Source organism: Pseudoalteromonas sp. Isolate6, assembly GCF_022398435.1.
Lineage (GTDB): Bacteria > Pseudomonadota > Gammaproteobacteria > Enterobacterales > Alteromonadaceae > Pseudoalteromonas > Pseudoalteromonas galatheae.
On record NZ_JAKEVK010000176.1, the window covers coordinates 1 to 10,481 of the forward strand.

At 42.6% G+C, this 10,481-nt stretch carries 12 protein-coding genes; 1 reads left to right on the top strand and 11 read right to left on the bottom strand.

Annotated elements, in window-relative coordinates:
- The first annotated feature begins 223 nt into the window (after positions 1–223).
- Positions 224–613: a hypothetical protein gene (locus tag L1D50_RS18105; RefSeq protein ID WP_128725728.1), complete on the top strand. Its 390-nt coding sequence runs from the start codon at positions 224–226 to the stop codon at positions 611–613.
- Between the two features lie 48 nt (positions 614–661).
- Here the strand turns inward: L1D50_RS18105 and hemB are convergent, their stop codons facing one another.
- The 11 genes from hemB to L1D50_RS18160 all read right to left on the bottom strand — a co-directional run bounded on the left by hemB (position 662) and on the right by L1D50_RS18160 (position 10,374).
- Positions 662–1,672 (bottom strand): porphobilinogen synthase, encoded by a 1,011-nt coding sequence (gene hemB / locus L1D50_RS18110; RefSeq protein WP_128725727.1) that lies wholly within the window; start codon positions 1,670–1,672, stop codon positions 662–664.
- 1 nt (position 1,673) lies between these two features.
- Positions 1,674–3,512, bottom strand: a complete 1,839-nt coding sequence (locus tag L1D50_RS18115) for a diguanylate cyclase (protein WP_128725726.1) — start codon at positions 3,510–3,512, stop codon at positions 1,674–1,676.
- A 6-nt stretch (positions 3,513–3,518) separates the two neighbouring features.
- Positions 3,519–4,295 (bottom strand): TatD family hydrolase, encoded by a 777-nt coding sequence (locus L1D50_RS18120; protein WP_128725725.1) that lies wholly within the window; start codon positions 4,293–4,295, stop codon positions 3,519–3,521.
- Positions 4,295–4,804 (bottom strand): hypothetical protein, encoded by a 510-nt coding sequence (locus L1D50_RS18125; RefSeq protein ID WP_138521463.1) that lies wholly within the window; start codon positions 4,802–4,804, stop codon positions 4,295–4,297. Before L1D50_RS18125 ends, L1D50_RS18120 begins: the two co-directional genes overlap by 1 nt.
- A complete protein-coding gene (tatC, locus tag L1D50_RS18130) occupies positions 4,801–5,544 on the bottom strand; it encodes a twin-arginine translocase subunit TatC (RefSeq protein WP_128725723.1) in 744 nt (247 codons plus the stop codon). Before tatC ends, L1D50_RS18125 begins: the two co-directional genes overlap by 4 nt.
- Positions 5,545–5,654: 110 nt before the next feature.
- Complete coding sequence (gene tatB, locus L1D50_RS18135) at positions 5,655–5,966, bottom strand: Sec-independent protein translocase protein TatB (protein WP_128725722.1); 312 nt, start codon at positions 5,964–5,966, stop codon at positions 5,655–5,657.
- A 6-nt stretch (positions 5,967–5,972) separates the two neighbouring features.
- Positions 5,973–6,209 carry a Sec-independent protein translocase subunit TatA gene (tatA, locus tag L1D50_RS18140; RefSeq protein ID WP_128725721.1) on the bottom strand — a complete coding sequence of 79 codons (237 nt, stop codon included), beginning with the start codon at positions 6,207–6,209 and terminating at the stop codon, positions 5,973–5,975.
- A 60-nt stretch (positions 6,210–6,269) separates the two neighbouring features.
- A complete protein-coding gene (gene ubiB, locus L1D50_RS18145; protein ID WP_138521465.1) occupies positions 6,270–7,874 on the bottom strand; it encodes a ubiquinone biosynthesis regulatory protein kinase UbiB in 1,605 nt (534 codons plus the stop codon).
- Between the two features lies 1 nt (position 7,875).
- Complete coding sequence (locus tag L1D50_RS18150) at positions 7,876–8,490, bottom strand: SCP2 sterol-binding domain-containing protein (protein WP_128725719.1); 615 nt, start codon at positions 8,488–8,490, stop codon at positions 7,876–7,878.
- A gap of 8 nt (positions 8,491–8,498) precedes the next feature.
- Entirely contained in the window at positions 8,499–9,254 is a 756-nt protein-coding gene (gene ubiE / locus L1D50_RS18155) for a bifunctional demethylmenaquinone methyltransferase/2-methoxy-6-polyprenyl-1,4-benzoquinol methylase UbiE (protein ID WP_128725718.1), read from the bottom strand.
- 118 nt (positions 9,255–9,372) lie between these two features.
- Entirely contained in the window at positions 9,373–10,374 is a 1,002-nt protein-coding gene (locus tag L1D50_RS18160; RefSeq protein ID WP_138521467.1) for a GGDEF domain-containing protein, read from the bottom strand.
- Positions 10,375–10,481: the final 107 nt, after the last annotated feature.

The window sequence follows — 10,481 nt, forward strand, 5'->3', positions numbered from 1 at the left end:
GGTCGCCAATGGCGGCCTTTTTTGTATCTAAAGTTCAATAAGTTAAATTTGAAATTTAGTATCTAAAAGTCGTCACTTTTATTTCATATTTTATTAATTCTAAAGTTCTTGCTTTAGGGACATTGGCACTTTATCATTAGCTTTTCTTCAATAAATTGGGTCGGACTACTGCGTCGTCGTGGGCTGAATTTCATTGTGGTTGAGTAAATAAAGGAGATACTCAATGAGAACTTTAGAGTTAGAAGTAAACTGGCTTTTCTATGTATTTACACTTGCGCTGATTTGGCTTAGCAACACACTGCTTTCGATCCTAGATATTCCCTCTCTATTATTGCAATTAATTACATTAATCCCTTTGCTATTGATCCTAGCTACATTGGGGTTATCATTAACCGGAAAACGTTTTTTACATATCGACAAAGCTGGGGTGAGCTATAACTTTTTTGATAAAGCGCGCTATCTCCATGCAGAGCACATTCAAGCAATTAGGTTACGCTCTTGGAGTATTTTAAGTATTCCTGAAGTACAGCTCGATGATGGCCGAGTCATTCGTTTCTTTAGTTGGAAAATGAATGCTGATGAGCTTGTAAAAGCAAAAAGCTTGATAAGATAAGTTGCTAGAAATGCAGGTGAGAATCTCACCTGCTCAAAATGATGGTGCTTACTTCTCGTTTAGCCAAATAGCGGCTTGCTTTGCAAAGTAGGTCAAAATACCATCTGCGCCAGCACGCTTAAATGCGAGTAAAGATTCCAATACCACAGGCTTCTCGGCCAACCAACCATTATCAATCGCAGCTTTATGCATCGCATATTCACCACTGACTTGGTAAGCAAATGTTGGTACCCCAAACTCATCTTTAACACGTCTGACGACATCTAGATATGGCATACCCGGTTTTACCATGACCATATCTGCACCTTCTTGTAAGTCCAAGGCGACTTCACGTAGTGCTTCGTCAGAATTAGCAGGATCCATCTGGTAGGTTTTCTTGTCAGCTCCTTTAAGGTTGCCCGCAGAGCCAATCGCGTCACGGAAAGGTCCATAGTAACTTGATGCATACTTAGCAGAGTAGGCCATAATACGAGTATGAATAAAACCGCATTCTTCAAGTGCTTCGCGTACTGCACCAATACGACCATCCATCATATCCGATGGTGCGACAACATCAGCTCCGGCTTCAGCATGAGAAAGCGCTTGCTTGACCAATACTTCTACTGTTTCCTCATTCATTACATACCCGTCTTCATCTAAGATTCCGTCTTGTCCATGGACTGTGAATGGGTCTAATGCAACATCGGTGATCACACCGAGCTCAGGACATGCAGCCTTTATAGCGCGTACCGCTCTTTGTACTATGCCTTCTGGATTATAGGCTTCTTCAGCAAGTAGCGATTTGTGCTCTGCAGGTGTCACAGGGAACAGCGCAATTGCTGGAACACCCAGCTCTACAAGCTGTTTGGCTTCTTCAACTAATAAGTCAATAGACAGGCGTTCAATACTTGGCATAGATGGGATAGCTTCACGCTTAGACTCACCATCCAATACAAACACTGGATAGATTAAATCGTTAACCGTTAGCGTACTTTCGCTCATTAGACGTCTTGAAAAGTCATCGCGGCGCATTCTGCGCATGCGAGTTAGGGGGAAAAGATCAAGTCCTGATTGAGCCACGTTAATTCTCCTGATTGGGGTTGAAAGTGACAATGCGATTACGGCCTTGCTGTTTTGCTTGATACAAGGCTTTATCCGCATTATCTGTGTATAGCTGTGGATTGTGTGGATCGCTAACCACTGCACTATAAATGCCTGCGCTGGTCGTCATCTCAATGATATGTTCACTAAATTGAATTTTGAGCGCTGCTGTTGCCACTCTTAGACGCTCAGCGACTTCAAGCGCACCTTCTTCAGGTGTGTTTGGAAGTAGCAAAATAAACTCTTCACCGCCATAACGGAATATTTCGTCATGGGGTCGACGTAAGTGTGATTTGATTAAGTTGGCAAACTCGCAAATCGCTTGATCACCTGCTAAGTGACCATATTTGTCATTAATTTTTTTGAAGTGATCAATATCAAAGATAACAAGGCTTAATACCGTTTGTTCTCGTCTTGAGCGGCGTACTTCCATTTGTAAGCGCTTGTCGAAGTAACGACGGTTTTTCACTTTTGTGAGAGGGTCTTCCATGTTCATGCGTTCCAGCTCGCGATTTTTATCTTCGAGTTCTCGCAACGTGACTTGAAGCTCAAAAGTGCGTTCTTCAATGTTAGATTCTAAGTCGTATTGGGCTTGTTCTTGTAACTTAAGTTTTTCTTTTAATAGGGCATCTTCAGCTTGAGTATGCGCTAGGCGTTGCTGTTGCTTAGCCAGTTTTTCATCTCGTTGGGAGATATAAAGCCGTATTAATAGATAGCTGAGTAGCGTTGCTTCTATGACGAAAATGCCAAAGTAGCCTAAGTGATTCAAAAAGCTACCTGACTGAACTCCCACCTCAACAGTAAATGGGTAGCTGATCACGATAAAGTGGCACAGTGCGATAGCAATCAAGGTGTTCCGGCTATTGTGGTGAATGCGTGCCAGTGTATACATAAGTAATATTGCAATGATAAAGCTGATACTGAGGGCGAGCAGAAGTGATTCAAAAACCGGTAATAAGGCAATGATGATGAACAAGCCCAGCGTGATCAAAGTAACTCTTTTACCTGTAAGTTGTGGGTGTGACAGAAGTGTCTTACCTGAACAGTAACTTAGAGTGGGTAGCAGTAGTGCACTGAGTAACAGGGTCATTATGCCTTGACCATACTGCTGAAACCATTGCCAAGAAGAATAAAAATAACGATAGCCAAAGCCATAAATATGAGCGTTGAATAGCCATATAATTGCAATCAGCAGAGTCGCACATAGAAAATAGTTTTTTTTCGTGACGTAATACAGCGTGGCATTGGTTAAAGCTAACGCCAATACAAAGCCAGCCAAGATACCAAAAATAAGGTTAAATTTACTTTTAAACTGCAGGTACTCATTGGGCTCCCAGACTGCAAGAGGAGCAGTTATCGCGCCATCGTCGCTAATTTGTAAATATAAATGGCTTTGCGTTAGAGGTTGTAGTTCTAATGGAATAACAAGCGATTCATACTTAAGTGGACGCTTAATCAGTGGCAATGTATCACCAATGTCCAAAGTAAATATAGGATGGTTAGGCCTGACATGATAAGCAGTAACCGAATCGATAAGGTTGTTGTTTATGCTGACTAGTATCGGAGTTAGCGAGCTGTTGGTGTTGTTTAATGCTATTTTCAGCCACAGGTACTGACCTACAGGCCGAAGACCAGTTGGTACTTGAATACTGTTATGCCATTCGACAGGCGCTGCCAATAACTCGTTAAGTGATGCGTATTTACTGAGTGTGTAACTTAACTTTACTTGATGTTCTGCCTTAAAAGGGTCAGATACAGTCACACTGGCGAAGATCGAAGCGTTAAATAAAAACAAGCACAGAGATAGCAGAATACGCATACGGACTTACCTCAAAAACAATTGCGTAAAATTGGCAGAGGTTGCGCTGATCACATCGGTAACTGGACACTGCTTTAGTTGAGCAATTTGTTCAGCCACGTGGGATAAGTACATTGGTTCATTGCGGCGAGATTTTGGCTTAGGTTTAATTGTTCGTGGCAATAAATAAGGGGCATCGGTCTCTAATAGCAAACGATCTAGCGGGATATATTGAATGAGCGCTTGCAATGCTTGACCTCTACGTTCATCACATACCCAACCAGTTATGCCGATCATTAACCCATAGTCCAAGTAACGACGCAACGCATTACGGTCACCAGTAAAGCAGTGTAGTACACCTCGAACCTCAACTTCTTTTAGCAGTCCAACTAGCGCGTCATGCGCGTCTCTTTCGTGTAAATAGACTGGGTAGTCAATAGTTTCTGCTAGCTGCAGTTGCGTTAAGCACACGCTCTGCTGAATCGGTCTTGGTGAAAAATCACGGTTAAAGTCTAAACCACATTCACCAACGGCCACCGCCCTGTTGCTACTTTTTAAAAGAGTGAGGAGATCATGGTACAGGGTATCTGGAGCGCTTTTGGCATCATGTGGGTGAACGCCTGCTGTGCAGTAAAGGTGATGTTGTTCAGCAAGCGCAATACTCTGCTCGCTGCTCGTTAAGTCACAACCGATAGCAAGCATAGACTCTATACCAGCCTCTTTGGATCTAGAAATCACATCGTCCAAATCGGATGCGAATTGCGAGCTGGTGAGGTTAACACCAGCATCGATCATCGCGCTCATCAATTAACTCGTTTTACTCGTGTAGTGCGATTTGAGCCCTTTTTTTTCATCAAAAATGAGCCAAAAGAGGCACGCTGAATAATGAGCGTATCTCCTTCATCTGCAAAGAAGGTTTCCTTTGATACTTGAGTCCATTCTTGACCATTGTCTAACGTAAAGACCTTTTTACCTCTGCGTGTTTTGGTAATTTTAATTACATCTGCGGTGATCGCTTCAATTTCTTCGCTTGCGACTTTCACACGACGCTCAAGGCCAAACCCCTCTTCTTTTAGTTCTGGAGTAACGCTTGCCACCGGTGCTACAGCACCACTTTGCTCGTCGTTAGGCGTCATATTTTTTGTTGCATGTTTTGCGGTGATAGGTTTGTTGGCAATCACATTGTCGTAGCACATAAGACGCTTAAAATCATTTTCGATCAGCGTACAAGCTTGTAACGCCTGCGTATTTATCGGCTCTGCGGCGCATAAAGAAGAAAATCCTAGTGCGAACAGTATCATGGTTTTTTTCATTCTTCTGACTCCTGTTGTTGTGGTTTAGCGCTATAAAACTTGGCTAGAATGAGCCCTAACTCAAACAAGAGTAGCATAGGGAGCGCTAATAGAGTTTGAGATAAAACATCGGGTGGTGTTAAAAACATCGCGATGACAAAAGCGCCAACGACAACATAAGGTCGCTTCTCTTTTAAGCTCGCGGGGGTTGTCATGCCACTCCAGCATATAAGCATAATGGCGACGGGAATTTCAAAGGCGATACCGAAAGCAAAAAATAGCTTCAAGATAAAGCCAAGATAGCTGCTTATATCTGGCGAAAGAGTCATCATTTCGGGCCCAACGCTGGTAAAGAACCCCAAAATAATCGGCATCACAACAAAATAGCAAAATGCAATCCCGCCATAAAATAGCAGTACACTTGATAGTAATACTGGGATAAGCATACGCTTTTCGTGTTTATATAAACCAGGTGCGATAAATCCCCACACTTGGTGCAAAATAAATGGCACAGCGGCAAATAACGACACAAAAAGTGTTAACTTAAAAGGGGCGAAAAAAGGGGCTGTGACATCTGTAGCAATCATGTTTGTGTTGCTAGGCAGGCTCTCAACAAGGGGAGCTGCAACAAAGGCATAGATATCATTGGCGAAGTACACCAAAGCAACAAAGATAACGAAAACGCTCATTAACGCTCTCATTAAGCGGTTTCTTAACTCAACAAGGTGAGCAATAAATCCACTCTGGGCTGATTCTGTCATGTAACTTGACTCGTACGAATATAGTGCCAGTTGGAAAAGATAAAAAGGCGCTGCTTGGGCGTTAAATACCCAAAGCCGACCTTACTCTAATTATCTAACTGGTAGATTGATTAGTCTTTGTTTTTATTATTGTCGGTTGATTTATAAGAATGTCTAACTGATTCAGCCGCATCTTGTAATTCTTGAACGGATTGCTTGAGATCTGGGGCCAAATCTTGCATTCCCTGTTGTTCCGCTTTCTTTAAGTTATTATGTAGCTCATGAACGCGTAACTCTTCACTGACTTCAGCTTTGACTGAATTAGCAACAGATTTTACCGTTTTTACCCATCTAGCTACGGTGCGGATTGCAACGGGAAGACGCTCTGGGCCAAGTACAATTAGGCCTACGATAAGAACGACCACTAACTCCCACATACCCATGTTGAATTACACCTTATCTTTTTCTTTCTCTGATACAGGTTGAGCTTGCTCAGTCGTTGTATTCTTAAGCTTTTCAGGTTCAGTTCCGGCCTCTGATTGTTCATCCGATACTGCCTTTTTAAAGCCTTTAACTGCACCACCTAAATCACTACCAATACCACGTAGTTTTTTAGTTCCAAATAACAAAACAATGATGGCTAAAATAATAAGTAATTGCCAAATACTGATCCCACCGAATCCCATAATAACTCCATTGATACTTACTGCTTATGAATAATGATTATACGCCTAGCGAGCAAAAAATCACCCTGTTTTACGCCATGCGCTAATAAATACTAGCACGGCAATAATTGCAAGTAGGCTACTTGCGACAGGCTTGTCAAAAATAAAGCTCAATCCCGAGATTATTGCAAAACTACTCGCCGCTAAACCCAACAACAAAGGCTTGGTAGCAGTATCTGCTTTTTGTGTGACAGCTGAAGGGGGACGGCGCTTGAGATTTTGGTAAATCAAATCCGGCAGTTCTGGCATTTTCTCGGCCCAAAATGGTAGATTTGCATATAGCTTTTTTGCCACTGCGAGCGGACCTACTTGTTCTTGCACCCAATGTTCTAAAAAGGGCTTAGCTGTTTTCCACAGATCTAGTTGCGGGTAAAGCTGACGTCCTAAGCCTTCTACATATAACAGAGTTTTTTGCAATAATACCAATTGTGGCTGCACTTCCATGTTGAAGCGCCTTGCTGTGTTAAACAAATTTACCAGCACATGACCAAACGAAATTTCAGCGAGCGGTTTGTTAAAAATGGGTTCGCATACGGTACGAATGGCAAACTCAAATTCCTCTACACAGGTATCCGCCGGAACCCAGCCAGAATCCACATGAAGCTGCGCAACTTGGCGATAGTCACGATTAAAGAAGGCGATAAAGTTTTCTGCTAAATAACGTTTATCTTCACGATTTAAGGTCCCGACAATGCCGCAATCTATGCCGATATACTTAGGATTATGAGGGTTTTCGCGAGAGACAAAAATATTGCCAGGGTGCATGTCTGCATGGAAAAAGCTGTCACGGAACACTTGTGTAAAGAACACCTCTACCCCACGCTCAGCCAATAGCTTCATATTGGTGCCTTGCGCTAATAAGGCTTCGGTGTCTGAGACTGGGATACCGTAGATGCGCTCCATCACCAATACGTTTTTACGTGAATAATCACTATATACTTCAGGGATATATAGTGAATCAGAGTCTTCAAAATTGCGTCTGAGTTGAATTGCGTTAGCACCTTCTCGCATCAAATCTAACTCGTCGAGTAGTGTTTTTTTGTATTCCCTTACGACTTCAACTGGCCGTAAACGCTTTCCTTCGCTAAGTAAGTTGACAACAATTCTAGCGAAGCGCTCCATTAAAGAGAGGTCTGCTTGGATTTGTTTTTCGATATCGGGACGAATAACTTTGATCACGACATCTTTCAACTCATCTTTGTGTTGCAGCTTGGCGGCATGCACTTGCGCTATTGAGGCTGAAGCCAATGGCTTTGATTCAAATTCAGCAAAGTATTCGTGAATGTTGTCTATTTCTAACGCTTGCTCAATGAGCTTTTGTGCCATTGCGGGGTCAAATGGTTGAACTTGGTCCTGCAAAAAAGCGAGTTCTTCAGCAATCTCTAATGGTAACAAATCTCGACGGGTCGAAAGCATCTGACCAAACTTGATCCATACGGGGCCCAACGTTTGCAACGCTAGACGCAAGCGTGTGCCTATAGGTTTGTCTTTATGTTTATTACGTAGCCAAAACAAGCTAGCGCGGGCAAGTTTACCGTACCAAGGTTGCTTATGCGCAGGAACGATTTCGTCTAAACCATAGGTTAAAAATGTTTTAGTGATTTGATGCAGGCGAAGTAGAGACAACCTAGTTTCCTTTGTTCTGCTGAAGTAATGCATTGAGGCGCTGATTTAAGCTTTCGGCTTGATTATTTAGCGCTCTCACTTGTTGCTTAAACTGCTGAAACTCAAGCGGGTGGGGTGCAACCTTCAATTCATCTTGACATAGTTCTGTTAGTGTCGTTTTGGCTACTTGCCCATCTTGCTTCGCGCGGCGTGCTAAATTCTGTAAGGTATCTATAACAACTTGTGCTGGTCCGTCACCCAGATATTTGGCTAGGTGCTCCGCCCAGTCAATATCAAGTGCTGCTAGGGCGTTGCTATATAGTTGTGCTAGTGATAAATCGCCTTCAAGGTCGAGCTTATCTTGACGGATAAGCGCAGTGAGTTGACTCGGGTCTTTGAGTTCAAGCAAGGTAGAAAAATCGGCACTAATTGAACAGTCGGCTTCACCATCAAAGGGGCACAAAACGTGAATGTTTATGCCGGTATAGGTTATTGCTAAACAAGTATGCAGATCCCTAACCTCAACACTTAGTACTTTATGTTGACCTTTACTTAGTGCACGCTTTAGCTCAGGTGAGAGTTTTAGACCTTTGTTTAAAGCCGTTTCAAGCACGGCGCCAAGCAATGAAGTTAACACAGCAACTCCTAGAATTTAAAACCACGATGAAGGGCAACAATACCTCCGGTCATATTTTGATAGTCAGTCTGTTCAAAACCGGCTTCATCCATCATGGATTTTAATGTTTCTTGATCTGGGTGCATGCGAATAGATTCTGCGAGGTAGCGATAAGATTCGCTGTCATTCGCTACCAACTTACCCATCGCAGGAAGTAGTGTAAAGGAGTACATATCATACAGCTTTGCTAGAGCTTCGTTGTCGGTTTTGGAAAATTCAAGGACCAGTAGGCGTCCACCAGGTTTAAGCACTCGGTACATCGAGCGAAGTGCTTTACTTTGATCGGTGACGTTACGTAGACCGAAAGCAATTGTGATGACATCAAAAGTATTATCGTCAAATGGTAGCATTTCAGCATTCATTTGAACGTACTCGATATTGCTAACAAGCCCTAAATCACGTAACTTTTCGCGCCCAACTTTCAGCATTGAGTTGTTAATATCGCCTAAAACGACTTGTCCTTTACCACCAACTAACTCACTAAATTTCGCAGTTAAATCACCTGTACCACCGGCAAGATCAAGCACTTTATGGCCGGCACGTACACCAGAGCAGGCGATGGTTTGGCGTTTCCACAAACGATGGATACCGAATGACATCAGGTCATTCATAATGTCGTACTTTGTTGCTACAGAATGAAATACGTCTGCAACCATAGAGGCTTTTTTGTCTGTTTCGACCGTTTTATATCCAAAGTGGGTAGTATTGTCTTGTGACTCTTTCATGAGGGTTCCATCATTACTCTGCAACTGTGGTTGTTAGTGTACTTGATAGGTAGCCGTGGGCGCAATTTCTAATCCTCGTTGTGTTGTTGAAAATGTACACAAAAAGAGTGATTGCAGATCAGTGACTAATATAGCAATGTTGGCCGAGAGAATGTGCCTTTTGCGCGGCATAGCCTGCACGTTTTGCTAATACATTAAAGTCTTGCTCTGGCGCGAGTTGCGCAATACCAAGAGCCAGAGATACATCAGGTAATGGAATTTTTCCTTTTGCACTGACAAACTTTAGTCGCTCAACACCTTTACGCACTTTATCAGCGATGACACTGGCGGTTTCTAAGTCTACGTCAGCGAGGATCACCGTGAACTCTTTTTTCCCCGTACGACCAGGTAAGCCGCTTTCAACGACATAGCGTTTAATGTTATTGGCGATGCGATTAAGCACCACTTCGCCCACAACATCACCAAACCGGACTGAAAACTCGTCAAGGTTATCAACTTGAATAGAAAGGGCACAGACGGATTTTTGCTGTGATTGCCATAGAGACACTTTTTGATGAAGGTAGTGGCGCTTATAAAGACCCGTTTGTGGGTCTAACAAATGTTGTTTACGCAAGTCGAGTAGTAACTTTTGATTACGTTCATAATCTAAACGCGATTTTATTAACGCTTGTTTAAATTGTTTGTGCTGTTTTAGCAATAGCTCTGTTTGTTTGGTGAGTGTTGATAGTGCGCGCTTACTCTTTAGAATGTTGTGCTCATCTAAATTATGCACACATTGACTGACTTGCTGGGCAAAGCGAATTACCTGCTTTTGTGAGCTTTCTGCATTTTCGTGTAATTCAGTTACCAAAGAGTCGACACCCTCAAGTAATTCAGATTGTGTCTTTTGACCTTGATCTAAAAACTGATAGTAGAGCTGTTCAATGAATACACAGTCTATTTTTGTGTGTGCTTTGATGGCTTTGTTGATGGCACAGTCGAGATCTTTGTTCGTGGCGCTGATATGGGTATAAGCGACTTGGTAATTTAAAGGTGTAGGCGGCAAATGATGTTGCTCTAAAAACAGGCACACCTGTGTCATTTTTTCTTGGGCAACAGCCATGGGATCATGGAACATCATTTCATTTACCACAACAATTAATTATCAAACGTTAATGAACTACCACCATCTCCTTCGGTGTAACTCTTGTCCTAATTGCACTAGACCTACATTAATCTGTATCGTCC